This window comes from Amycolatopsis sp. NPDC104587, from assembly GCF_055583645.1.
Genome location: NZ_JBVJNO010000016.1, coordinates 159,514 through 182,063, shown reverse-complemented (window position 1 = coordinate 182,063; position 22,550 = coordinate 159,514). Strand labels below are relative to the sequence as shown.

At 69.7% G+C, this 22,550-nt stretch carries 29 protein-coding genes and 1 tRNA gene; 10 read left to right on the top strand and 20 right to left on the bottom strand.

Annotated elements, in window-relative coordinates; genetic code table 11:
* The first annotated feature begins 6 nt into the window (after positions 1-6).
* Together ACZ61C_RS39645 and ACZ61C_RS39640 are read left to right on the top strand one after the other, a co-directional pair.
* A complete protein-coding gene (locus tag ACZ61C_RS39645; RefSeq protein ID WP_465313073.1) occupies positions 7-2,736 on the top strand; it encodes an FtsK/SpoIIIE domain-containing protein in 2,730 nt (909 codons plus the stop codon).
* Positions 2,733-3,137, top strand: a complete 405-nt coding sequence (locus tag ACZ61C_RS39640) for a hypothetical protein (protein WP_465313072.1) — start codon at positions 2,733-2,735, stop codon at positions 3,135-3,137. Before ACZ61C_RS39645 ends, ACZ61C_RS39640 begins: the two co-directional genes overlap by 4 nt.
* Here ACZ61C_RS39640 and ACZ61C_RS39635 read toward each other — a convergent pair.
* The 8 genes from ACZ61C_RS39635 to ACZ61C_RS39600 form a co-directional block, all read right to left on the bottom strand.
* Complete coding sequence (locus tag ACZ61C_RS39635; protein ID WP_465313071.1) at positions 3,134-3,511, bottom strand: YbaB/EbfC family nucleoid-associated protein; 378 nt, start codon at positions 3,509-3,511, stop codon at positions 3,134-3,136. The two genes, ACZ61C_RS39640 and ACZ61C_RS39635, sit on opposite strands and share 4 nt — an antisense overlap.
* Complete coding sequence (locus ACZ61C_RS39630) at positions 3,508-3,765, bottom strand: hypothetical protein (protein ID WP_465313070.1); 258 nt, start codon at positions 3,763-3,765, stop codon at positions 3,508-3,510. Before ACZ61C_RS39630 ends, ACZ61C_RS39635 begins: the two co-directional genes overlap by 4 nt.
* Positions 3,753-4,094, bottom strand: coding sequence for a hypothetical protein (locus ACZ61C_RS39625; RefSeq protein WP_465313069.1), 342 nt, complete (start codon positions 4,092-4,094; stop codon positions 3,753-3,755). Before ACZ61C_RS39625 ends, ACZ61C_RS39630 begins: the two co-directional genes overlap by 13 nt.
* Positions 4,091-4,417 (bottom strand): hypothetical protein, encoded by a 327-nt coding sequence (locus ACZ61C_RS39620; RefSeq protein WP_465313068.1) that lies wholly within the window; start codon positions 4,415-4,417, stop codon positions 4,091-4,093. The genes ACZ61C_RS39625 and ACZ61C_RS39620 overlap by 4 nt, the downstream gene beginning before the upstream one ends.
* Positions 4,414-4,989: a hypothetical protein gene (locus tag ACZ61C_RS39615; protein ID WP_465313067.1), complete on the bottom strand. Its 576-nt coding sequence runs from the start codon at positions 4,987-4,989 to the stop codon at positions 4,414-4,416. Before ACZ61C_RS39615 ends, ACZ61C_RS39620 begins: the two co-directional genes overlap by 4 nt.
* Complete coding sequence (locus ACZ61C_RS39610) at positions 4,989-6,191, bottom strand: putative T7SS-secreted protein (RefSeq protein WP_465313066.1); 1,203 nt, start codon at positions 6,189-6,191, stop codon at positions 4,989-4,991. Before ACZ61C_RS39610 ends, ACZ61C_RS39615 begins: the two co-directional genes overlap by 1 nt.
* Positions 6,188-6,679 (bottom strand): hypothetical protein, encoded by a 492-nt coding sequence (locus tag ACZ61C_RS39605; RefSeq protein WP_465313065.1) that lies wholly within the window; start codon positions 6,677-6,679, stop codon positions 6,188-6,190. Before ACZ61C_RS39605 ends, ACZ61C_RS39610 begins: the two co-directional genes overlap by 4 nt.
* 133 nt (positions 6,680-6,812) lie before the next feature.
* Positions 6,813-9,281 (bottom strand): endonuclease/exonuclease/phosphatase family protein, encoded by a 2,469-nt coding sequence (locus ACZ61C_RS39600; RefSeq protein ID WP_465313064.1) that lies wholly within the window; start codon positions 9,279-9,281, stop codon positions 6,813-6,815.
* Between the two features lie 123 nt (positions 9,282-9,404).
* Here ACZ61C_RS39600 and ACZ61C_RS39595 point away from each other — a divergent pair, with 123 nt between their 5' ends.
* On the top strand, positions 9,405-10,358 hold the full coding sequence (locus ACZ61C_RS39595) for a CapA family protein (protein WP_465313063.1): 954 nt from the start codon (positions 9,405-9,407) through the stop codon (positions 10,356-10,358).
* A 292-nt stretch (positions 10,359-10,650) separates the two neighbouring features.
* On the opposite strand, the gene ACZ61C_RS39590 is transcribed toward ACZ61C_RS39595, so the two are convergent.
* From ACZ61C_RS39590 to ACZ61C_RS39580, 3 genes are read right to left on the bottom strand one after another with little or no spacing between them, the layout of a single operon-like run.
* The gene (locus ACZ61C_RS39590) at positions 10,651-11,097 is read right to left on the bottom strand and encodes a limonene-1,2-epoxide hydrolase family protein (RefSeq protein WP_465313062.1); all 447 of its coding nucleotides are present in this window, start codon (positions 11,095-11,097) and stop codon (positions 10,651-10,653) included.
* A gap of 17 nt (positions 11,098-11,114) precedes the next feature.
* A complete protein-coding gene (locus tag ACZ61C_RS39585; protein ID WP_465313061.1) occupies positions 11,115-12,035 on the bottom strand; it encodes a TauD/TfdA dioxygenase family protein in 921 nt (306 codons plus the stop codon).
* A 46-nt stretch (positions 12,036-12,081) separates the two neighbouring features.
* Positions 12,082-12,204, bottom strand: a complete 123-nt coding sequence (locus ACZ61C_RS39580) for a hypothetical protein (RefSeq protein WP_465313060.1) — start codon at positions 12,202-12,204, stop codon at positions 12,082-12,084.
* A 151-nt stretch (positions 12,205-12,355) separates the two neighbouring features.
* On the opposite strand from ACZ61C_RS39580, the gene ACZ61C_RS39575 reads away from it, so the two are divergent.
* Both ACZ61C_RS39575 and ACZ61C_RS39570 read left to right on the top strand, forming a co-directional pair.
* Entirely contained in the window at positions 12,356-12,718 is a 363-nt protein-coding gene (locus ACZ61C_RS39575) for a hypothetical protein (RefSeq protein ID WP_465313059.1), read from the top strand.
* The gene (locus ACZ61C_RS39570) at positions 12,715-13,287 is read left to right on the top strand and encodes a hypothetical protein (protein WP_465313058.1); all 573 of its coding nucleotides are present in this window, start codon (positions 12,715-12,717) and stop codon (positions 13,285-13,287) included. The genes ACZ61C_RS39575 and ACZ61C_RS39570 overlap by 4 nt, the downstream gene beginning before the upstream one ends.
* Here the strand turns inward: ACZ61C_RS39570 and ACZ61C_RS39565 are convergent.
* Both ACZ61C_RS39565 and ACZ61C_RS39560 read right to left on the bottom strand, forming a co-directional pair.
* The gene (locus ACZ61C_RS39565; RefSeq protein ID WP_465313057.1) at positions 13,280-14,050 is read right to left on the bottom strand and encodes an SDR family oxidoreductase; all 771 of its coding nucleotides are present in this window, start codon (positions 14,048-14,050) and stop codon (positions 13,280-13,282) included. The genes ACZ61C_RS39570 and ACZ61C_RS39565 overlap by 8 nt on opposite strands.
* 65 nt (positions 14,051-14,115) lie before the next feature.
* Positions 14,116-14,511: a hypothetical protein gene (locus ACZ61C_RS39560; protein ID WP_465313056.1), complete on the bottom strand. Its 396-nt coding sequence runs from the start codon at positions 14,509-14,511 to the stop codon at positions 14,116-14,118.
* 153 nt (positions 14,512-14,664) lie between these two features.
* Here ACZ61C_RS39560 and ACZ61C_RS39555 point away from each other — a divergent pair, with 153 nt between their 5' ends.
* A complete protein-coding gene (locus tag ACZ61C_RS39555; protein ID WP_465313055.1) occupies positions 14,665-15,645 on the top strand; it encodes an MvdC/MvdD family ATP grasp protein in 981 nt (326 codons plus the stop codon).
* A complete protein-coding gene (locus ACZ61C_RS39550) occupies positions 15,642-15,776 on the top strand; it encodes a hypothetical protein (RefSeq protein WP_465313054.1) in 135 nt (44 codons plus the stop codon). Before ACZ61C_RS39555 ends, ACZ61C_RS39550 begins: the two co-directional genes overlap by 4 nt.
* Positions 15,777-15,838: 62 nt before the next feature.
* Here ACZ61C_RS39550 and ACZ61C_RS39545 read toward each other — a convergent pair.
* From ACZ61C_RS39545 to ACZ61C_RS39530, 4 genes are all read right to left on the bottom strand, one after another.
* Positions 15,839-15,926, bottom strand: a tRNA-Ser gene (locus tag ACZ61C_RS39545).
* Between the two features lie 33 nt (positions 15,927-15,959).
* The gene (locus tag ACZ61C_RS39540) at positions 15,960-16,163 is read right to left on the bottom strand and encodes a CsbD family protein (protein WP_465313053.1); all 204 of its coding nucleotides are present in this window, start codon (positions 16,161-16,163) and stop codon (positions 15,960-15,962) included.
* A gap of 30 nt (positions 16,164-16,193) precedes the next feature.
* Positions 16,194-16,622, bottom strand: coding sequence for a nucleoside deaminase (locus ACZ61C_RS39535; protein WP_465313052.1), 429 nt, complete (start codon positions 16,620-16,622; stop codon positions 16,194-16,196).
* 23 nt (positions 16,623-16,645) lie between these two features.
* Complete coding sequence (locus tag ACZ61C_RS39530; protein ID WP_465313051.1) at positions 16,646-17,128, bottom strand: tRNA adenosine deaminase-associated protein; 483 nt, start codon at positions 17,126-17,128, stop codon at positions 16,646-16,648.
* Positions 17,129-17,205: 77 nt separating this feature from the next.
* On the opposite strand from ACZ61C_RS39530, the gene ACZ61C_RS39525 reads away from it, so the two are divergent.
* Positions 17,206-18,435, top strand: a complete 1,230-nt coding sequence (locus tag ACZ61C_RS39525) for a M20 metallopeptidase family protein (protein ID WP_465313050.1) — start codon at positions 17,206-17,208, stop codon at positions 18,433-18,435.
* Here the strand turns inward: ACZ61C_RS39525 and ACZ61C_RS39520 are convergent.
* On the bottom strand, positions 18,432-20,378 hold the full coding sequence (locus tag ACZ61C_RS39520; RefSeq protein ID WP_465313049.1) for a phosphocholine-specific phospholipase C: 1,947 nt from the start codon (positions 20,376-20,378) through the stop codon (positions 18,432-18,434). The genes ACZ61C_RS39525 and ACZ61C_RS39520 overlap by 4 nt on opposite strands.
* Positions 20,379-20,447: 69 nt before the next feature.
* On the opposite strand from ACZ61C_RS39520, the gene ACZ61C_RS39515 reads away from it, so the two are divergent.
* Together ACZ61C_RS39515 and ACZ61C_RS39510 are read left to right on the top strand one after the other, a co-directional pair.
* The gene (locus ACZ61C_RS39515; RefSeq protein WP_465313048.1) at positions 20,448-20,732 is read left to right on the top strand and encodes a VOC family protein; all 285 of its coding nucleotides are present in this window, start codon (positions 20,448-20,450) and stop codon (positions 20,730-20,732) included.
* 25 nt (positions 20,733-20,757) lie between these two features.
* Complete coding sequence (locus ACZ61C_RS39510; RefSeq protein ID WP_465313047.1) at positions 20,758-21,228, top strand: heme-degrading domain-containing protein; 471 nt, start codon at positions 20,758-20,760, stop codon at positions 21,226-21,228.
* Here the strand turns inward: ACZ61C_RS39510 and ACZ61C_RS39505 are convergent.
* Positions 21,215-21,811, bottom strand: coding sequence for a DUF3558 domain-containing protein (locus ACZ61C_RS39505; RefSeq protein ID WP_465313046.1), 597 nt, complete (start codon positions 21,809-21,811; stop codon positions 21,215-21,217). The genes ACZ61C_RS39510 and ACZ61C_RS39505 overlap by 14 nt on opposite strands.
* Positions 21,812-21,820: 9 nt before the next feature.
* Positions 21,821-22,549 carry a hypothetical protein gene (locus ACZ61C_RS39500; protein WP_465313045.1) on the bottom strand — a complete coding sequence of 243 codons (729 nt, stop codon included), beginning with the start codon at positions 22,547-22,549 and terminating at the stop codon, positions 21,821-21,823.
* Position 22,550 lies beyond the last annotated feature (1 nt).

The following is a 22,550-nucleotide window of genomic DNA, read 5'->3' as shown; positions in this document are numbered from 1 at the left end:
ACGCCGATGGCCAGCAAGTCAGCCGAGCAACGCAACCGCGTCGAAACCGCACTCGACCGCGTCCGCCATCAGATCGGGCTGGTGCTGGGCGCGGCGGCCGGCGCCCGACAGGCCGCCGAGGCCGATCTCGCCAAACTCCAGCTGGAGCGGGACATCGTCCGCGTCGGCATGAACCACGCCAGCACCGAACAGCAGAACGAGTGGGCCCGCCACCCGGCCGCGCACGAGGTGTTCGGCGCGCTCGGCAGTGTCCGCAGCGCGTTCTACACCGACTGGAGCCAGGGTCCGGTGACCCTGCGCGAGCTGGTCGCCCAGAACGCGACGGGCCCGGCGGGCCTGCCGCCGGGTGACTGGCTCGGCCGGGTCGGGCACAACCCCGGCCTGACCTCGCCCGGCCTGTGGCGCGTCGGGTCCGCGACCGCCGCGGGTGGGGACGCCACCCGCACGTTCGACGTCGCGGTGCCGCTGCTCGACGAGTCGCACCTGGTGATCACGTCGGCGCCCAAGACGCGGCCCACGATCGACGGCATCGTTCAGAACCTGCTGATCCGCGTGCTCTCGACGTTCGAACCCGGTGCCGTGCGAGTGCACCTGTGGGACGTCGGGCAGCTGACCGCGATCCTGCCGGACCTGTACCCGTTGAGCACCACCAGCGCGCTCTCGCTGTACGACCCCGGCCGGCTCGAGGACCTCCTCGACGAGCTGGCCGGGCACATCCGCCGCATCCACGCGACCGGCATGGCCGCCGGGTTCACGTCGCTGCGCGAAATCCGCAAGTCGACCCAGCAGCGGGGCGAGCCGTACCGCGTCGTCGTGTTGTACGGCAACGGCGAAACCCTCGAACCCGAACGCGCCCGCGACCTCAAGCGCGTCGCGAGCGGCGCGCTGGCCGCCGGGATCTGCCTGGTCATGGTCGACGTCCCGACGGCGGTGAGCGCGCCGGTCGAGACGCTGAGCCTGGTCGACGACCGGCACGCGATCAGCAGCATGACCGGCACCGACCTGGTGGTCGACCTCGATCCGCCGATGCCGTCCGGGCAGGTGATCCGCGCCGTCGACAAGATCGCGAAGGCGTTGATCGCGAAGCAGGGCGGGCCGCGCTCGTTCGACGACCTGCTGCCGACCGAGCTGGGCCGCGAAAGCTCGGCGCGCGAACTCCGTGCCCCGGTCGGGTTCTTCGAGGGCGAGCCCGTCGAGGTCGTGATCGGCGACGCGAGCCCGCACGCCTTGATCGGCGGACCGTCCGGTTCGGGCAAGACGAACTTCCTGTACGCGCTGCTCGGCAGTCTCGCGGCGCGCTACGACCCGAACGAGCTGGCGCTCTACCTGCTGGACTTCAAGGAAGGCGTCTCGTTCGCCGGTCTGGCGCCGGGCCGGAAGGACGCGAGCTGGCTGCCGCACGCGCGGCTGGTCGGCGTCAACGTCAACACCGACCGCGAGTTCGGCCTGGCGCTGCTGCGCTTCCTGGCCGACGAGCTGCGACGGCGTTCGGCGGCGGCGAAGGAGCACGAAGTCACGAACCTCGCCGACCTCCGCGAAGCCGATCCGGGCGGGCACTGGCCGCGGATCGTCGCGGTGATCGACGAGTTCCAGTACCTGTTCGCCGGCCGCGACCAGGTGACCGCGACGGCGACACAGCTGCTCGAAGACATCGCGCGGCGCGGGCGGTCGCAGGGCATCCACATGGTGCTGGCCAGCCAGGACGTCGCCGGCATCGAGGCGTTCTGGGGCAAGCCGGCGGTGTTCGAGCAGTGCACGCTGCGCATCGCGATGCCGAAGGCGCGGCGCGTGCTGGCCGAGACGAACAACGCCGCGGTGGCGGCGCCGAAGTGGCACGGCGTGATCAACCACGACTCCGGCATCGCGCACGGCAACCAGCTCGCCCACATCCCGGACGCGAGCAGCAAGAACGTGTTCGTCCGGCTGCAGCACCGGCTGTGGGAGGAGTACGCGGGCCGGTTCGCGCGGCCGCGCCTGTTCGACGGCGCGCATTCGCCGATCCTGGAACAGTTCCCGGCGTACCTCGACCTCAAGCCGAGCTCGCGGCCGCGGGCGCTGCTGGGCCAGTCGATCGACGTCACCGAGGCGGCGTGCGGCGTCGACCTCTCGTGGGCGCCGGGCCGCAACATCGCGGTGCTGGGGTCGGCCACCGCGGAAGCGCTGTCCATTTTGGACTCGGCGGCGCGGTCGCTGTCCCGCCAGTACGAGCCGGGCGAGGTCGAGTTCGTCCTGGGCTGCGCGATCGAGGCGTGCGCACCGGCGGCGTTGGAGCTGGCCGACCGGCTGCGCGCCGACGGCCACGCGGCATCCCTGGTGGAGGACCTGACCGGGGTGCTGGAGTCGCTGGCCGGCTCGATGTCGGGCGGGGCGAAGATCCTGCTGCTGTACGGCGTCGACGCGGCGCTGCCGGTGTTGGAGGCCAAGGCCGTCGGGCAGCTGAAGAGCGGGCTCGACCACCTGCGGACCGTGCTGAAGCAAGGGCCGGGCCACGGCATCCACACGATCGGCTGGTGGCGCAGCATCGCGAGGTTGAAGGACACGCTGGGTTTTGCCGGCACCGACGACATCGGCACGTGGGCGGCGCTCGACGTCCAGGGCAACGAGCTGGCCCCGTTCGCGGCGGGCCAGGTCGTGCACTGGTCACCGCGGCCCGGCCGCGCGTTGTTCTTCGACCGGACGACGCACGGCGCCCCTGAAGTGATCATCCCGTTCCAGCGTCCGGAGAACGCGTCATGACCGACGACGGCGCCACCGCGGCCATGCGGTACAAGGAGATCATCGCCCTGTCCCGGGGCTCGGCGGAGAACCTGCGTGAGTGGGAGCTCCGGCGGGCCGAGGAACTGGAGGGCGAACTGGAGGAGGCCCAGACCGCCATCGAGGCGGCAACGGACCGCGAAGCCAGAGCGGCCGAGCGCGCAACGCGCTGGTGGAAGATGGCGCTGCACAACATCCAGGGCTTGATGTGGCTCCACCCGGGCGACGAGCCCCGCCCGGTCTCGACAGCGCGGGCGGCGTATCTGGAGCGGTATCTGGAGGAGGTCAAGCCCAGTTACCAGGAGCTGGTGCAGGCGGTGCTGGCGCTGGGCTGGCGGGCCAAGCGGGCGGCGGGGAAGCGGGGAGAGCAGCCGCCGGACTAGACGTCGAAGACGGTGTCGTAGGGCTCTTCTTCGTCGGCCGGGGTTTGCCTGCGTTGCGTTTGTCTGGCCGGTTGCGGCTGCGGTTGTGGTTGCTGGGCGGGCGCTCGCTCACCGGCGGCCACGGCCTCCCGCACGGCGGCGGTGATGGTCCGGCTGAGCGTGACGGCGTCCTGCCGCATGGCTTCGGGCGCGAGCCGAACTTCGCTGACAACACCACCGGGCCCGGCCAGCACGGTGACGGACCGATCCGGCGAGACGACGGTGGTGTGCGCACTCCCGGCGATGCCCGCGAGGAGGCGCTGGTTGTCGGCTTTGCGGTTCTCGATCTGGCTGAGCTGCCAGCGCAGTTCCTCGATCAGCTGCGGGTTGTTCATGGCCTCCCCTGGTGTCGCAGGAATTCGTAGCGTGAAGCCGCCCCGTTCGGGGCCATGGCATAACCCCGGGCCTGGGCGGTGCTCAGCACATCGGGCGCGGGCAGGCCGCATTCGGCGTAGGGCACGTACACCAGCGGGCGGCCGTCCAACTGCTGGGCGAGACGCGCGGCCAAAACGGCGAGTGTCTCGAAGTACTCCGCGTCGCCTGCGAGGTTTATGCCCTCGACCTCGTGAAGCACATTCAAATCGCCCACGGCCCCGGCCTCCCCGCCTGGCGCGGCGCGTACACGAATTCGTAGTACTTGCCGAACTGGTGCTCGATCAAGGCGTAGCCCCGGCTCTGCGCGACCCAGTGGAGATCGGCCTTGCTGATGCCCAACTCGACCATGCGGATGGTGACCTTGTTCCGGCCGTCCAGCCGAGAGGCGAGGCGTGCCATCTGCTGTTCACGCGGCTGGGAGCCTCGGTTGGCCCGGATGATCGTCACCGTCAGGCTGGCAGCCAGCAGGCCGCCGAGCACAACGGTCAACAGCAGGAGCAGCACCGATCCTGCGTCACTCGAATGGGCGGCCAGCACCATCATGCGACCTGCCCCGGCTGGTTCGGCGTGTAAACGAACTCGTAGTACTTCGAATGCCGATGGACGATCAAGCTGTACCCACGACCGCGCGCAACCCAGAGCAGCTCTTCGACGGACAGGCCGTTTTCGATCATCCGGAGATACACCTTGTTCCGGCCGTCCAGCTCGGCGGCCAAGTTCGCCATCTGCTGATCACGCGGCTTCCTCGACCGAAGCGCCCGGACGGTGGTCAACGTCAGGCCGGCGACGACCACGAGTCCGCCGAGGGCGAGGCCCATCACGTCTGCGACCGATCGGCCGCCCGTGGCCACCACCAGGGCGGTCACGACGCCTCCTCGCTGCGGAGGCTCCACGCGACCTTCGCCGTCGCCTCGGCAACCGCGGGCCAGGCATCCTCCGACTCGGCGACCACCGAAAGGATGACCACGGACCGGCCGTCCGGGAGCGGGATCTGGTACTCGGCCTTGATCTGGGTGCGCACGTCGTGCTCGGGCAGGTGGTACTCGCCGCCGCTGATCGCGACGATCGCCGGGCCGATCGGCAACCGCACCGGCTGCACCACCGCTCGCTTGTGGCGGCCTCGATACTGGTCGGCCATCGCCGCCACCAAGGCGTCGCGGTTGCCCGGTGCGGTCTCCGGCCACTGCGCGACACCGAGTGTCAGGGTCGCGACGTCACCCTTCCGGGTGCCGACCGCGAACTTGCCGAACACGTGAATGCCGTTGGCCTGCATGGCCGGGACCAGCGCCATCAGGTAGCTGCCGAACTCCTCGATGGACGTGCCGGCACCGGCCGCGAGGTTCCCGGCGACGGTCCAGGCGTGGCCTCGGTTCATCTTGTCGTCGGCGCCCACCGGCATCCCGGCGAAGCCGGGTGGCAGATCGATCTGCAGAGGCATCAGTTCCACACCTCGTCTTCCGCCCGCTCACGTCGTCGGTCCGGCGCGTTGTCGGCCTGGACTCCGGCATCGGCCGCATTGCCCACCGCCATCACCGCCCAGGGCGCGGGCCCGGCGACGAGCGTGCCGGCGACCACGGCCAGCTGACCCCCGTCCTTGGGCACCCAGTAGTTCTGGAAGTCATCCCAAGGACTCTCGAAGTCCTTGTCTCCGACACTCTCTCCGACGATTTGATCGGCGACCAGGCCGTACGCCGTCACCTTGATCGCGGTGTCCGGCAGCACGTCGGCGAGACCGGCCACCGAGGTGGCGGCGCCTACCGCGTCGAAGAACAACGTCTCGGGCGCCACGTCGGCTCCGGCCGCCTTGGCCACCGCGTGCCCGCTGAGCGCTCCGAGCCCCAACGCCGCGGCGACGCCGCCGGCGACCTTGTCGGCCGGTGGTGGCAGGACGTCACTCAAGACGCCGATGCCGTTGCCGATGTCGCCCATGACGTCGGACACCTTCGAAATCAGCTCCGCGTGGTCCTGGACGAAGTCCCACGCCTGGTCCGCCCCATCAACGAGGGTGTCCGTCAGGTCACCCAGGACACCCCCCATGGCGTCACCCAGCTTGTCGAGCAACCCCGGCTCGTCCGGCGCCAGTTCCTTTGCCTTCCGCAACGCCTCCGCCACCCGGCCGGCCGCGTCCGCGTGCTCCTGCTGCAGCTGCTTCGCCGCGTCCTGGATGTTCTGGCACCCGTCGATCGCCGACTGGAGCTGCCGGCCCGCGTTGTCCAGGAGCTTCTGGGCGATCTGCAGGGACTGCTGGTCCGGGAACGTCCGGTTCGCCAGCGCCAGGTCCGGGTTCGCCCGCGCCGCCTCCGCTGCCTTGGCCGCCGCCTCTGCTCGGGCCTCCAGGTCGGCCGCGCGTTTCTGCAGGTTGCCGAGGTCCTGGGACCACCTTTCGAGCGCGTCCGCGGCCTCGCCCATCGACCGGGCCGCGCCCTCGAGGTACTGCGGGAGCGGGCCGACGCGCCGGGCGAACGCCTCGCTCGCCTCGCCCTGCCAGATGCCCTGCTTCCGGACGATCTGCCGGACCGCGTCGTCGGCCTCGGTCAGGTCCTTGCTCACCGCGCCGTACTTGGCCGCCAGGTCCGTGACGCCGTCGAGGTCGCCCGGCGCCGGGTCGAAGCCCAGGGCCGGGAAGGCTTGCGTGCTCATCCGTCGAGTCCGTCCAGGATGCCGGTGATGCCGCCCGTCGCGCCGCCGCCCACCATGCCGCCGCCGGGGCCCTGCCGGTCGGCCAGCTCGTTGATTCCCGGCACCCCTCCGGTGACGCCGCCGCCCACCATGCCGCCGTCGCCGGACGGCTGCCCGACCCGGGGTTGGTTCCCAGGCTCGTCACCCAGCACCGCGGACCCGAACTTCGTCAGCTGACCGCCGAACTCCGCCTCGATCCGCTCGTACTTCTCCTTGGCCGCCTTCAGCCGCTCAGTGATGTCCCCCGCCGCTTCACCCAGGCGCCCGATACCGAACCGCCAGGCCTCCTCGAACTCGACACCCGCTTTGCCCAGGTCGGCCGTCCCCAGCGACCCGAACGCCCCACCGCCGCCGAGCTTCTTGTTCGCGTCGGCCATTCGACCCGCCGCCGTGTCGAGGTCGTTGATGAGCTTGCCCAGCTCCTCGACCTTCACCGCATACCCGTCCACGCCACCCTCCCTGTGGTCCTGTCCACCGTAAGACGGCCGTCAACGCCCCGTGGTTTCCTCGTCACCCAAAGGAGCTAACACGCAAAAAGGCCGCCACCGGGCGAACCCGGTGACGGCCCCGAAAATCCGCGGACTAGTGCCCCAGAACCTGCTCCAGGTAGTCGAGCAGGTCGTTGAGCGCGTCCAGGATCGCGTTGCCGGTGCTCGGCCGGAACCGGATCACCTGCGGGTCGTGGTCACTGGCCTGGTCGGCGAACTCCGCGTTGATGTGGACGACGTCGTAGTCCACCCCGCGCGGCGCCTTCGACGCCAGGATGTGGTCCAGCACCTGCGACTGGCCCTCGAAAACGTAGCTGTACCGCTCGGCTTCCGGCACCGACGCGATGAGGTCCTTCAGCGCGCCACCGGCGGTGAGCGTCTGGACCGCGGGCGAGAACGGGTAGTCGTTCAGGTCACCCGCCACGACGATGTTCGCGTTGCGGTCGGCCGACAGCAACGAGTCGACGAACCCGCGCAGCACCGTGGCCTGCTTCGCCCGCTGCACCTCGGAACTGCGCACCGGCGGCTGGTTGCGGCCGTGCGTCGGCTGGTCGCCGCCCTTGGAGTTGAAGTGGTTGGCGATGACGAACACGGTGCGGCCCTTGAAGACGAACTCGCCGGCCAGCGGCTTGCGGCTGGCTTCCCAGGCCTCGTTGGCCGGGTCGACACGACCGGGAGACGCCGTCAGGTGCGCCTTGCCGTGGTCACGGACAACACCCACCGGCGAGGTCGACGACCCACCTGGGCGATCCACAAAGGACACCCGAGCCGGGTTGAACAGGAACGCCACGCGGATGTTGCCGCCCGGCTGGCCGCCGTCCTGGTCGTTCACCGGGTCGATCGAACGCCACTGGTAGCGCGGCCCGCCCTTGGCGACGATCGCGTCGGTGAACTTCTGCAGCGTCTGGTCCGCCGCGACGGTGCCGTCGTCGGTCGCGCCCGTGTTGTCCTGGATCTCTTCCAGGTTCACGATGTCCGGCGTCGCCAGGTGCGTCACGATCGCCTCGCCGAGCCGGTCGTACTTCGCCTGCGGGTCGCTCGGCGCCAGGTTTTCGACGTTGTACGTCGCGACCGCGAGCTCGCCGGAACGCTGCTTGCGCGTCGTCTCGGCCTGCAGCCCGTTGTCCTTTTCGGTCCCGAGCACACTGGCGAACAGCGTGTAACCGCCGAAGTTGCTGTACTCGACCGGGCCGGACGTGGTGCCGGTGAGCAGGTCGCCGACGTTGAGCTTCGGGAACGGCCGCTGCTCGAACGGGATCAGCGACTGGACCTTCAGGACGCCGCTGTTGAGCTTGTCGTAGCCCAGGTAGACACTGCCGCCGCGGACGGACTTGTGCTGATCCGGCTTGGTCGTCACGTAAAGCTCGTTGAAGGAGTTCGACGGGCCGACGACGCGGGCGTCACCGACCGAAACGATCTCGCTTTCGTGCGACTCCCAGAAGTCCAGCGCGTACTTCGCCGGCTCCAGCGGGAGCGACTCGATGTTCCCGCCGGGCGACGGCGCATACGTCGTCGGCACCGTGTCGGGGTTCAGCACCGTCGGCGCGGGCAGGGCGTTCCCGTGCGAGCCGACCGTCCACTGTGCACTGCTCAGCTCGGTGAGCGACTGGTAGTTCGACGTCGCCGGCGCGTCCGGGTAGAACTCGCGGACGGTGCCGGTCGCGGTCACCGCGTCGCCGACCGCCACGGCCGGGCTGGTCGAGCCGGTGAACACGAACAGGCCCTCGCTGGTGCGCGGGTCGTTGTCCGGGTTCGGGTCGGTGAGCCAGAAGCCGCGCACCGAGCCGAACGTCCGGGTCGCGGTGACGACGCCGGTGACGTCGCTGACCTTCTTGTCCTTGAACGGCGAAATGCGCGTGGTGCCCTGGATCTCGTGGATCTTCGCCGGGGTGCCCGGCTCGCCCGGGTTCCCGCCGCCGGTCGTCTCGCCCTTGGTGTTCGTCGGGGACGGGTCGCCGGTGGTGAAGTCGGCGGCGTTGTCGTCCGTGTCGGCGAGTGCGGTCCCGCGCGCGACGGAGGTCGAGTTGGACGGCGCGGCGGTCGGGTTGCCCTCGCACACGGTCGCCGCGCCGAAGCCGACCAGGTCCTTGATCCGCGGGTCGGCGGCACAGTCCGCGGCGGTCTTGCAGGTCAGCGCCGTGGTGCCGGAGACGAGGGCGATCGTGCCCGCGGTCGCCGACATCGCGATCGTGCCGGTCGCGTCCGGTGTGGGCAGTGCGACGGTGCCCCCGGAACCCTTGCCCTCGGCGACGAGGTAACGCCCGCCCGGCGCGACGCTGCCGGCCAGCTGCGTCACCTGCCAGGTGCTGGACGCGCTCGGCGCGCCCGGCAGGTACTGGACGCTGAAGCCGTCGACGCTCGTAGCGGCGGTACCGTGGTTCGCGAGCTCGACGAAGTCGTTGGTCAACGTGGCGCCGGAGTTGCCGCCACCGCCGTAGACCTCGGCGATGACCGCGTCGGCGCTGGGTGCCGCGAAGGCGGCCGGCGCGGCCACTCCGCCGAGCACCAGGCCCGATGCGACGGCCACCGTCAGCGCGGTCTTGGATCTGTGGGTCTTGGTCACCCTGAGTCCCCTTTGTGCTTGAACAGTCGTGGCATAGTCCCCCGAACAGATGAGGAGGAGGAAGACAAAGATGCAACGATTCGTAACAACTACTTTCGTCGTCACTCGATCGGCAGAAGCTTCGTGATCACGCTGGTACTCGGCGGAGACGTCAACGTCCAGGGCCGCGCGAAGCCCGCGGAAGCGTTCGCCCGCCTGGAACCCCTGCTCGAAGGCGCCGACCTCCGGTTCGTGAACCTCGAAGGCCCGGCCGACGCCGCGCTCGCCGAAGCGCTGACGGCCGCCCGCATCAACGTCATCTCGTGCGCCAACAACTTCACCCACCTGCCGAGCCTCGCGGTCCTCGACCGCGCGGGGATCGCGCACTGCGGAGCGGGCGCGAAAGCCGACATCGCGCACGCGCCCGCCGTGGTGGAGCAATCCGGCGAGAAGGTCGCATTCCTCGCGTACACCTCACTCCGTTCTCCCGGCCAGGTCGCGCAACCGGACTTCCCGGGCGTCGCGCAAGCGTTTGCGACCACCGCGTACCAGCCCGACCCCCGCGTGGCGGAGGTCCCGGGACGGCCGCCGCTCGTCCGCACGACGCCGTTGCCCGAGCACCTCGACCGGCTCGTCGCGGACGTCAAGCAGGCCAAGGCCGGCAACAACCACGTCGTCGTCTCGATGCACTGGGGCCTGCCGGGGCCCGACCTGGCCGAGTACCAGGTCACCTACGGGCGCGCCGCGATCGACGCCGGCGCCGACCTGGTGGCCGGGCACGGGCCGCACACGATCCAGGCCGTCGAGGTGTACCGCGGCCGCCCGATCCTCTACAGCCTCGGCAACCTCGTCTTCGACTGGCCGGCGATGCGCGGGCGGCACCTCGACGGGCTGCTCGCCGGCTGCATGTTCGGCGACGAACCGCGGCTCGAGCTCATCCCGGTGCGGCGCGGCGCCGACAACGAGTGCGAACCGCTCGCGGGGGACGAAGCCGCCAAGGTCCTGCGGCACGTCGCGGACCTCTCCGCGCTGCGTTCCACGTCGGTCACTGTCCGAAACGGAATCGCGTCCGTGGCCGGGTTGGGTGTTGGTGCGTAACGGATCGCGCGCGAACTGTGACGGCTCGCGCCGCCCGTATCACCCATCCGGCGCATCTGCCTTAAATGCTCCCTAAGGACCGGAACAACCCGAGTGAAGCGGCGGTACGGTCTGCGTGAGCCGCCGGAAAAGTGGCACAGACCACTCCCCCGACAGCTCAACCAGCACAATCACGTGGGGGAGGGAGAACCATCATGTGGGGGCTGATTGTTCTCAGCTGCGTGTTCGTGCTGGTGCTGGGGATAGCCGCGGTCGTGGACCTTCGGGACCACGACCGCGGCGAGCACCGGGCCTAGCGGACCGCCGCCCTTCCCTTGTAGCGGCCGAGGAGCGTGCGCGCGCCGGCCAGTGCCACCCGCCCGGCGCCTTTCGCGCTCGCCGCCAGGACCGTCGTCCAATCGAAGTAGTCGCGCCAGAGCACGATCCGGCCGCCTTCGACCTCAAAAGTGCCGCACACCCAGAACTCCGCTTCCCACGCGCCGCGGCGCAGGACGTCGGTGCGTTCGGTGAGGACGATGGCGCCGTCCGCCGCGATGTGGTGGGTGCGCGCTTCGAACCCGGAGCCGAACCGGGCCATGAGGCGTAGTTGTTTTTCGACGGCGGCGACGCCGCGAGCGGGCGGCAACGGCACGTTCTGGTACACGATGTCGCTCGCCGCGAACGTCAGCGCGCGGTCGATGTCGAGGTCTTCCAGGGCCTTGAGGAAACCGGTCACCACTGCCTGGGGTTCATCGGTCATGCCCCCCAGGCTAAGGCTCAGTACGGCCGGTCGCCCGCGATGGCGACGCGCTCCGCGATCCGGATGTGCGGGTGGTAGTCGTTGACCGCGTAGTGCTGCGTCGCGCGGTTGTCCCAGAACGCCACCGAGTTCGGCCGCCAGCTGAACCGGACCTGGAACTCGGGCGTGTGTGCCTGCAGGAACAGGTACCGCAGCAGCCGGTCGCTCTCGGCGCGGTCGAGGCCGACGATGTGCGTCGTGAACGCCTGGTTGACGAACAGGGTGCGCCGGCCGGTCTCGGGGTGCGTCCGGACCACCGGGTGCTCGACCGGCGGGAAGCGGTCCTGCCACTGCGCGAGGAGCGCAGGATCGGAGAACCGGTCGAAGCCGGGGAGGTAGTCGTGCACCGCGGTGAGCCCGTCGATGCGGGCGCGGACGTCTTCGGGCAGGTTGTCGTAGGCGGCGGCCATGTCGGCCCACATCGTGTCGCCGCCGACCGGCGGCACCTCGATGAGCCGCAGCACCGAGCCGAGGGCGGGGTTGGGCCGCCAGGTGACGTCGACGTGCCAGATGTTCTCGTAACCGGGCATGGCGGCGGTGCGCTCGAAGCGCGTGACGGCGTCGTCGTCACCCTTCGGGATGAACGGGTTGGTCTCCAGCTCACCCCAGTTCGCGGCGAAGGCGCGCTGCTGCGCCGACGTGATGCGCTGGTCGCGGAAGAAGACGACCTTCCACTCGAGCAGGGCGCGGTTGAGCTCTTCGCGCAGCTCAGGGGTCAGCGGCTCGGCCAGGTCGACGCCTTCGACCTCGGCGCCGATCACCCGGCCGAGCGGCCGGATCCGGAAGAGCTCGTACGGTTCGCTTTCGACGCGGTGCAGGACGCGCGGGCCTTCGACGATGCCGGCGTCGGGTGTGGCGGCCTCCCGCAGCTGGATCCGGGCAGGCAGATCTACGGACATGGTTGTGCTCCAAGGGTTTTCGGGAAAAGCGGACGCTGGGCCGGCGTCAGGCAGGGGGCGAGCCCAGGCGGCCGCGGCGCAGGAGCAGCTCCGCGGTGCCTTCCCCGACCGACCGCTTGGAGGCGCGGCCGAGCCACCGGACCATCAGGCGTTCCGAGGTGGCGGGCATGCGCTCATGGTCACCTTCTTCCCGTCCTGCGGTCAAGCCGTCCACTTGGTGGAACGCGATCAACACCGCAGGTCACCGCGATGCGGGCCGGACGGGACCATGAGGCAAGATCTTCACGATCGGGTGAGCGCCCTTGACGACGGAGGTCCCCATGCCGGAAGGCAGAGGCTCGCGGATCGACAGTGACATCCCGGGGGCCGGGGGCTTCGCCACCCGGAACCCCCCAAAGCGCCCTGACCAGCTACGCACGGCGGCTGACCTGCTGGATCAGGCGGCGGCGGCCGACGACAAGGCGGCGGGCCGGTTCGCCGAAGCCCGCGTCGAATCGACGCCGTTCGGCATCTCACCGCAGGCCCGCGAGCTGGCGGCGCGCTGGGCGTCCGCCCTCGCAGCACGCGAAGCGGACGCGCGCATCCTCGGTGATGCGACGTCCGACCTGGCCGGCCGGCTGCGCATGGCGGCCGAGAGCACCCGGAGCACCGGCTTCCGGGGGCGGTTAGCGGTGGCGCCGTGACGCTCGAGCTGTTCGAACACCCGGCGCTGACGTCAGCGGCTGCTTCGCTGGCGTCGCTGCGCGCGGCGGCCGGCCGCATCGGCGCCCCGGACCCGGTCGCGGCGCTCCGGCACCTCGACTGCGCCCCGGCGTCGGTCAGCGCGTCCGCGTCGACGGTCGACGCGGGAGCCCTGCTGGTGACGTCGGCCCAGGCGGAGTTCCGCGGCGGCGTCGAGCGCGCCGAAACGGGCGGCAGCGCGGAGACGTTCGGCACCTGGGCGGACACAGTGGACGGTCAGTACACGTCAGCGGCCCGGGCGGCCGCGTCGACGGCCGCGCTGGGCGTCCGGATCGCTGCGGAGCTGGACGCGCTGGCTGTTTCGGCGTCCGAGGAGGTGGCCGCCATCGCGTCCGGTGTTTCGCCGTCGATCGCGGCGGTGTTGTCGGACGACCGGTCCGCCGAAGTGGTGAGCGCGGTGAGCGCGGCGTGCACTTCGGTGCTGCGGGTGGTTTCGGCGAAGGTCGCGTCGTTGTCTTCGCTGGCCGCGGAACTGGAGCCGTTGACGGCGCCGGCGGTCCAGCTCAGCTGAAGCGTTCGCGCGCCCATTCGTCGAAGCTCCTCGCCGGATGCCCGGTGACGGTGGTGACGTCCAGCGAGACGGGCTCCGGATCGTCGACGAGCGAGGCCCAGTAGGGCAGGGCGCTTTTCGCGAATTCCTCGCCGAGCTGTGTTGTTGCTTCTTCGAGTGGTTGTTCTTCCCATTCCACGGGGATTCCCAGTGCTTGCCCGATGGCTTTCACCTGGTCTTCCTGACTGATGGCTTCCGGCCCGGTGACGAGGTAGATCTGCTTGGCGTGGTCTTCGGTGAACGCTTTGACCGCCATTTCGGCGACGTCTTTTTCGTGGACGAGGGATCGTTTGGCCTGGCCGTAGGGTGCTCGCACCTTGCCGGTTTTCGCCTGCTCGACCCAGCCGAGGGTGTTGGTGGCGAGGCCGGTGACGCGGAGGAAGGTCCAATCGCCGGTGACTTCTGCGACGGCCTTCTCGACCTCTCCCCAGACCCCGCCATGTTCCGCGTTCATCGCGGAAAGATAGACGATCTTCCTGCCCCGCATGGATTTCACGGCGGCTTCGATGCCTTCGGCTCTGTAGGACGGCCAGAGGAGGTAGACGGCGTCGACGCCTTCAACGGCCTCGGCAGGATTGGCGATATCGCCGTGAACGACTTCGACGCCGTCGGGCGCCTTGGCGGGATCACGAACAAGAACCCGAACATCGACGCCGGCGTCGAGCAGACCGCTGACGACGTGCCGGCCGGTGTTGCCGGTGGCCCCGGTGACAAGAACCTTCATGGTGCGCTCCTCGGTCAGCTGGTGCCGACCACGGTCACACTTCAAGTCCCCTTCAAGTCAAGCCGCTACCAAGTACCGTGGGTCGCCTGCCAGCGACCGATCTCGTAGCCGAACAGGTTGATGGACGAGGTTCCGGTCGCACGGAGCCAGGCCAGCCCGGCGTCGAGCATCGCTTCGCAGTTCGGATCACCGAGGTGATCGGACGTGAGCAGGTCCCAAACGACCCGGGCGCCCCCACGCGACGCCTCCCCACCCGCCGGCAAAACCGTCGCGGCGAGCTCTCTGATGAACAGCGCCGGGTCGGCCTGCGCCGTCGAATGCAGGCTGTAGATCAGTCCCGGCGTGTCGAACGAAGCGGGCGCGTTCGGCGCACGCACCTCGGTCCGCAAGTAACCCACGACCCGGTCGACCATGTCCGCCGGCAGCAGAGAGTCGTTTTGCTTTCGCGTGAAGAAACCCATGTTTCTCTCCTGGAACCGATTCGAGATGCACGACTCCCTCCGGTTCGCTCTTGCGACTGTTCCCGTTGCGTCGCACCACGCAGGTTCACCCGGACGCACCAACGCCGAACAGCGTGCGTAACAACACCATCTGGACCACCGACTCCGGGCTGTGTGAAAGGCACCCCGGAGATCCTCCTTCTCACCCATTCCAGGGACGGCTTGAACACGGAGTCGGTACTCACCGAAATTCTGGCGCGAGGCGGGCGGGTCCTGCGACTCGACGTCGACCTTCTCACCCGCGGCGACCTCACACTCGGCTTCCGGACCGGGCACGGCTCCGGTCCGCTCGTCACGATCGGATCCGAGGACCTGCGCTCCGTGCGCTCAGTTTGGTTCCGCCGCCCGTACACGTACGACTTCCGGATCAAGGACACCGTGCAGCGGTCGGTTGCCGAGGAAGAGATCCGAGACGTTCTCGACGGCATCTGGGAGACGCTCCGGGACCGGTACTGGATCAGCCCGCCGCAGTCGATCCGGCGTTCGAGGCTGAAGATGCACCAGCTCGCCACCGCGGAGCGCTGCGGCCTCAAGGTCGCCGAGACCCTGGCCACGAACGACCCCGTTCTCGCCCGCGAGTTCTGCGCCCGTGCCCCGAGCGTCTACAAGCCGATCAGCGGATACCACTTCGAGTACGAAGACTCCACATATACGGCTTTGACCACTCGCGTAACCGGAGAACGGCTCGCAAAGATCGACTTGGTCAGAAATCAACCGGTGATGTTCCAGCGCTGGATCAGGAAATCCTTCGAGGTGCGCGCCACCTACGTCGGCGGAAAATTCTACACCTGCCGCATCTCGGCACCCGGCTTCGAGGAGATCGAAGACTGGCGGAATCCCGATGTGTTCACCACGCTGAAGTACGAGGTCGACGAGCTTCCCGACGGACTGGCGAAAGCTTCTCGGGAACTGCTCGAGGAGCTGGGACTGGAATACGCCGCGATGGACTTCGCTGTCGACCAGGACGGCGAATACGTCTTCCTCGAGGTCAATCCGGTCGGTCAGTGGCTGTGGATCGAAGAAGCGACCGGCCTGCCGATCTCGCAAGCCCTGGCAAGCCTGCTGATGGAGCGGAGAGGAGGTGATCGAAGGTGAAGATCGAAGAGCCTGAAACTTTCGCGGCACTCTGTGCCACGCACTATCCGGCGACCGATGCCCCGAGCATGGGCAACACACCCACGACGTGCCAGTCGAAGAACGGCTGGCGCACCGACGACCACAAGTAGCCGGAGACCCTCGAGAAACGCCGGACCCCCGGTCAGCTGGGCTGACCGGGGGTCCGGCAGAGCGGTGGCGGTGGGATTTGAACCCACGGACGGGGATTAGCCGTCACACGATTTCGAGTCGTGCTCCTTCGGCCGCTCGGACACGCCACCGCCGAGAACAATACCGGAGCACCCGCTCGAGCCTCACGAGGGGTCGCCGGGGCGGGGGGAACGGCGCCTGACCTGGGCCTCCCGGAAGCGGTCGCGCAGGTCGTGGGCCACCTCGGCCACCTGGGCGCGGCGGCGCTGCATGCGACCCGAAGCCTCCAGGCGCCGGTTGCCCGTCGCCGCTCCGAGCTTCGAGCGTGCGCCGCCGACCGCCTGCTGGACCTTGTCCTTCATAGTCATGTCCACTGGGTACCCACCGGACCACGGTGGTCAGCGCCGCGTGGCGAAATACGTCTCCAGGATGGCCGCGCACTCCGCCGAAAGGACGCCTCCGTGGACCTCCGGACGGTGGTTCAGCCGGCGGTCGCGAACGACGTCCCACAGCGAGCCGACCGCTCCCGTCTTGGGCTCCCACGCTCCGAACACCAGCCGCGAGATGCGGGCCAGCACCAGCGCGCCCGCGCACATCGTGCACGGCTCCAGCGTCACCGCCAGCGTGCAGCCCTCCAGGCGCCAGCCGTCGCCCGCCACGCGCGCCGCCGCACGCAGGGCGAGGACCTCCGCGTGCGCCGTCGGGTCGCCCAGCTCGACCCGCGCGTTGCGGGCCGCCGCGAGGGGTTTGCCGTCGGGGTCGAAGACCACCGCCCCGATCGGCACGTCCGCGCCGGGGGCCCGCGCCGCTTCCAGCGCGGCCTCCACGGCCTCGGTGTCGGACGGGCGTCTCAGAGCTCGTCCAGGAGCTTGGCGAACTCGCTGCCGAACCCGACGCGCTGCGCGATCATCTGCAGCTGCTCGTCCGGGTAGAGGTCGACCTCGCCGACGATGACCTCCAGCTCCGGTCCGGGCAGCCCGAGGTCCGTCAGGATCTCCAGGTCGCCCTCGGGCCAGACGGAGTCGTCCTCTTCGTCCGGCGGGTCGACGCGCAGGACGTCGAGGACGTCCGCCGCGATGTCGTAGTCCAGTGCCGCCGCCGCGTCCGACAGCAGCAACGACGGCCCCCGCGGGCTCGGCCGGACGATCACGAAGAACTCGTCATCGACCGCCAGGAGCCCGAAGGCCGCACCGGTGGAACGTAGTTTGCCCAGTTCAGTGATCGCCGCGTCCAGCTCGGTCAGCGCCCCCGGGTCGAGCGCACTGCACCGCCACCGACCGTCTTCCCGGACCACGGCTACCGCGAAGCCCGTGACCGGCTCATCCACCGCCATGCGCACACCGTATTCCGCTGCCCGACCGAGCGCACGCACGGTGCGCCCGAAGCGCCCCATGGGGCACTATCGAGAGCATGACCGGCCCCACTGACCTGCCCACGCTGCCCGGTGCGCCGTTCGCCGGCCTCCTCGACGACGCGCGGGCGCTGCAGGACCGCACCGTCGCCCTCCGGCGTTCCGTGCACCGGCACCCGGAACAGGGCCTCCACCTGCCGATCACCCAGGCGGCGATCCGGGAGGCGCTCGACGGCCTGCCGCTGGAGATCACCGAAGGCAAGGCCACGACTTCGCTCACGGCCGTCCTGCGCGGCGCCCGGCCCGGCCCCGCGGTGCTGCTGCGCGGGGACATGGACGCGCTGCCGCTGACCGAGGAGACCGGGCTGGACTTCGCGTCCGAGGACGAGACGTCGATGCACGCGTGCGGACACGACACCCACGTGGCGATGCTCGCGTCCGCGGCCCGGCTGCTCTCGGAGCGCAAGGACCAGCTGGCCGGCTCGGTCGTCTTCATGTTCCAGCCGGGCGAGGAGGGCCACCACGGCGCCCGCTTCATGATCCACGAGGGCGTGCTCGACGCCGCCGGGACGCGGGTCGAGCGCGCGTTCGGCGTGCACATCCTGGCCAACGCGCGCAGCGGGCTGCTGCAGCTGAAGCCCGGCCCGCTGATGGCGTCGGCGGACTCGTTCACCGTGCGCGTCACCGGCAAGGGCGGCCACGGCTCGGCGCCGCAGCACACGATCGACCCGGTGCCGGCGGCCGCGGCGATGGTCGGGGCGCTGCACACGATGATCACGCGGCGGGTCAGCGTGTTCGACCCCGCCGTGCTTTCGGTGACGCGCATCGAGGCCGGCACGACGACGAACATCATCCCGGAGACCGCCGAGCTGCAGGGCACGATCCGCACGCTGTCCGAGACGACGCGCGCGCTCGTACGTGACGAGCTGTACAAGGTGTGCGAGGCGGTCGGCACGGCGTACGGCTGCCGCGTGGTCGCCGACGTCGAGCCGGGTTACCCGGTGACCGTCAACGACGACCGCGTCGCGGGCGAGGTGCTGCGGCTCGCCGCGAGCGTCCTCGGGGCGGAGAACGTCGAGCTGATGGCCGACCCACTGATGGGCGCCGAGGACTTTTCCTATGTCCTGCAACGCGTTCCGGGCGCGTACGCGTTCCTCGGCGGCTGCCCGCCCGGCGTTGACCCGGCCGAGGCGCCCGCGAACCACTCCAACCGCGTCCTCTTCGACGAGGACGCGATGCCGACCGGCGTGGCGATGCTCGCCGCCTTCGCGCTGGACTCCCTCCGCTAAGGCCCGGTGCGCGACGGGCCGCCGTCCTCCAGGTGGCCGGTGAAGCGGCGGCGCCACTCCGGCGTCTCGAAAGTGACGTCGTACCAGCCGTTCTTCGCCGGCACCGGGAAGTCGTGCGAGCCGCCGGGCGGAAGGGTGACGTCGTTGAGCACGACCGGCGCCGCGCCGCTGTTGGTCACCGTGACCCGCAGCGCGGGCGTGGGCAGAAACGTGACGGCGGCGTCGAGGCCCACGCCGCCGGAGGCCTCGACGAGGAAGCCGTTCGGACCGTGGATCGCGACGTCGTACGTGCCGCCGTGCGCGATTTCGCCCGTCACCGAGCCGCCCGGACCGACGTCGAAGCGTTGTGACGTCCCGCCTGTGTGATAGGCGTACGCGGCGAACTGCAGCGCCTGCGTGCCGTGGTTGGCCAGGTGCAGCTTCACCGCGGACGGCTCGGCCGAAACCCAGGCGACGGGCTGGTACGGCAGCGGGCGCGCCTTCGCCGTGCCGGGCTCCTGCATCAGCGCGCCCGGCCGCAGCCCGGGCTTCGGCAGGCGTGCCTGCGTGCGGTCGGCTTCGGCGCGCAGCACGTCCGCGTCGGGCAGCAGCGGGATCGACGTGTCGTGCGTGCGGAAGTCGAAACAGCTGGTCAGGTCGCCGCAGAGGGCCCGGCGCCAGGCCGAGATGTTCGGCTCGCGCACCCCGGTCCACGTCTCGAGGAACCGCAGCACCGACGTGTGGTCGAAGACCTGGGAGTTCACCCAGCCACCCCGGCTCCACGGCGAGACGACGGTCATCGGCACCCGCGGCCCCAGCCCGATCGGCGTCGGCGCCCCGGACGGCTTGCCCTGCCACGGCTGGTGCGCGGGCAGGAACTCCCCGGGGGTGCCGGGCGGCGGCGTCGGCGGGAGGACGTGGTCGAAGAAGCCGTCGTTTTCGTCGTAGTTGAGGAAGACGACGGTTGATTCCCACAGTTCCGGCTTGTCCCACAACGCTTTCAGCATCCGCTGGATGTACGCGGCGCCGTCGACCGGCCGGGCCGCGGGGTGCTCGCAGTAGCCGTACGGCGCCACGACCCACGACACCGCGGGCAGTGTCCCGGCCGCGCAGTCCGCGAGGAACTCGGCCAGCACGTGGTCGAGGTCCTCGCCCTGTCCCGAGTCGGGCTTGAGCTTCTTGCGCAGGTTCGCGCGCTCGGCCAGCCGCCGCTTCACCGGATCCATCGAATACAGCGCATCGTGGTAGTTCTTGAACAGCCACAACGGGTTGTCGCCGTAGTCGCCGACGAAGTGCTCGGGGACGCCGCGCTCCTCGTCGTTGGCGTAGATCCGCCAGCTGATCCCGGCCGCTTCCAGACGTTCCGGGTACGTCGTCCAGCGGAACGACGGCTCGTAGTCCGGGAAGTTGTGCGTGACCGGCCCGCCGGCCCGGCCGTCGGGGTCGATCGTGCCGGTCCAGTGGAACAGCCGGTTCGGCTGCGTCGGGCCCTGGATCGAGCAGAAGTAGTGGTCGCACAGCGTGAACGCGCTCGCCAGGGCGTGCTGGAACGGGACGTCGTCGCGGGCGAAGTGCCCCATCGTCATGGGGCTCTTGGCCGCGACCCAGCCGTCGTACGCGCCGTTGTTCCACGCGCGGTGCGTGCTGTTCCAGTCGTGCGGCAGCTCGCCGAGGTCCTGACCGTCCACGACGGACGTGTCGATCCGGAACGGCAGCACGGGCCCGTCGCGGCCGCGCTGGCGGAAGACGTCGCGCAGCGCCGCGCGGTCGCCGAAGCCGCGTACGCCGGCCATGGTGCCGTAGTAGTGGTCGAACGACCGGTTCTCCTGCATCAGCACCACGACGTGGCGGACGTCGTCGATCGTGCCCGTCCGCGCCGGGACGGCACAGGCCGCGGGCAGCGCGCCGGCCACGGTGACCGCGGCCGCGCCGCCGAGCACCGTGCGTCGCCGGATCCGGCCCATGCCACCTCCTCGTCCCCCTGTCAGCGGGCCTGACAAGGAGTACCTTTTCCGCCGAGAGAGGTGGTGCCCATGCTCGGCTCAGCGGATCTGGTCGCCTTCGCGCCGTCGACCGACCTCGAGCGCTCACGCGCCTTCTACACGGACGTCGCCGGCCTCGAGTTCATCGAGCAGTCCCCCTTCGCGGTCGTGTTCCGGAGCGGCGGCACCATGCGCGGCCGGGGCGTGGAGTTCCTCACGTTCGACACGCTGCCACAGGACACCGACAAAATCTGGACCACACCGGGCGGGCGGATCGCCTGGTTCCCCGATCCGGACGGCAACGTGCTCTCCCTCACCGAGTTCGCTGGTAATTAAACAACAGTGTTGATTTAATAGGCGCATGACCGAAACCGACCGCCTCGCCCAGCTCGCCGACCAGGAAGAACGCCTCCAGTTCACGAAGTTCGACAACGAGACCGCGCTCGCCCTCGGCCAGCAGCTCCTGGCCGCGGCGCGCGAGCGCGGGCTGCCGGTGACGATCTCCGTCCGCCGCAACGGCCAGCGGCTCTTCCACGCGGCGCTACCGGGGACGTCGGCCGACAACGACGCCTGGATCGAGCGCAAGAGCCGTGTCGTCGACCGCTACGGGCACAGCTCGTTCATGATCGGCACGCGGTCCCGCGCGAAGGGCAGCACGTTCGAGGCGGACTCCCGCCTCGACCCGGACGTCTACGCCGCCCACGGCGGGGTGTTCCCGGTGCTGGTGCGCGACGTGGGCGTGGTGGGCACCGTCGGCGTTTCGGGCCTCCCGCAGGCCGATGACCACGCCTTCGTCGTCGAGCAGCTGGAGGTGTTCCTCAGCCGTTCCTGAGATTGCCGAGCACGAACTCGGCGGTCTTCAGAACGCCCCCACAGCGGTCTTTGTCCCAGTAGACCGAGGGCGCACCGTTGCCGTGGTAGCTGAAGATCAGCATGTCGTCGTCGGTGACCGCGACGCCGACGTCGCAGTTGTCAGGCCCCGGCATCTCGTGGAAGACCGCCGCCGGCAACCCGGAGATCGACACCTCGGTCCACGGGTCCATCGCGCCGGACTTGCGACGTGGTGAGTTTTTGAGCGCCTCGAGCGTCCTGGGCTCCGTGAGCGACTTCAGCACGGAGACTGCCGGCGACTTCCCGCTGGCCCAGATGCAGCCGTCGGCGTCCGTTGTGGCCGACCTCCTCTGCGTCACGATGCTCGGCGGATCGGCGACGACGGCGGCGACCTGCTCCTTGGTGAGCAGGCTGCACGGGTCAGCGTCGAACTTCGCCAGGTCGAGCGGCTGCCGAACCGGCGTCAACGGCAATGCCGGGCCGGTCTGCGGGGGCGACGGCGGTTCGAGAAGAGTCTTCTTCGATCCGGACGGCCCACAGGCGGCGAGCAGTACCCCGGCGAGAACAAAGGGCAAAAAGCGCATTCGCATCGTTCACTCCGGCCAAGCCGACGGGTCGACCCGCCACTGTTTCTGGTTGTCGATCCCCGATCCGCCGGGGAGGTCCGGGATCTCCGGGAAGTCGGCGTCACCACGGATCAGGGCGTTCGCCTTGCTCCAGAAGTCGCCCATCTTGGTCTGCGCGTCCGCGAGCAGGTCCACGAAGTCCTTGACCAGAGTGCCGAAAGCTTCGACCACCGTGTCGATCACGTCGCCGGCTGTGAAGATGTCCACGATCGGGATAACCGAAGTCAAGGCGGCGATAATCGCCTTCATGTCGATCTTGGCCAGCTCGGCGGCGCAGGTGCCCAGGAACTTGATCGCCTTCGCGTAGGTGTCGACCACGAGGTTCGTCATGTCGGTGAGGATCGACGACACTGTGCCGACGGCGGAGTTCTGCTTGTCGAGCGCCTCACTCACTCTGGTGGTGTAGGCACCGAACTGGCTCGCGGCGCGTCCCGACCACGTACCGCTGACAGCCTGGACAGCGGCGCCGATGTCGGCTTTGGCCTCGGCGAGGGTGCTGACCGCTGCGAACTGCCGGGCCAGCTTCTGCACGCTGAGTACGTCACCCAGCAGTTTCGTCCGCAGATCGTCGAGCAAGTGGAGGATGTCGTTCCGCCCGAAGATCTCGGCGATCTGACGGACTTTGGCGTCGGCGTCCTCGGGATAAGGTGCCGGCGTGTGCTGCGGCTGTGCCGCGGAGGCGGTGGCGTTGACCATG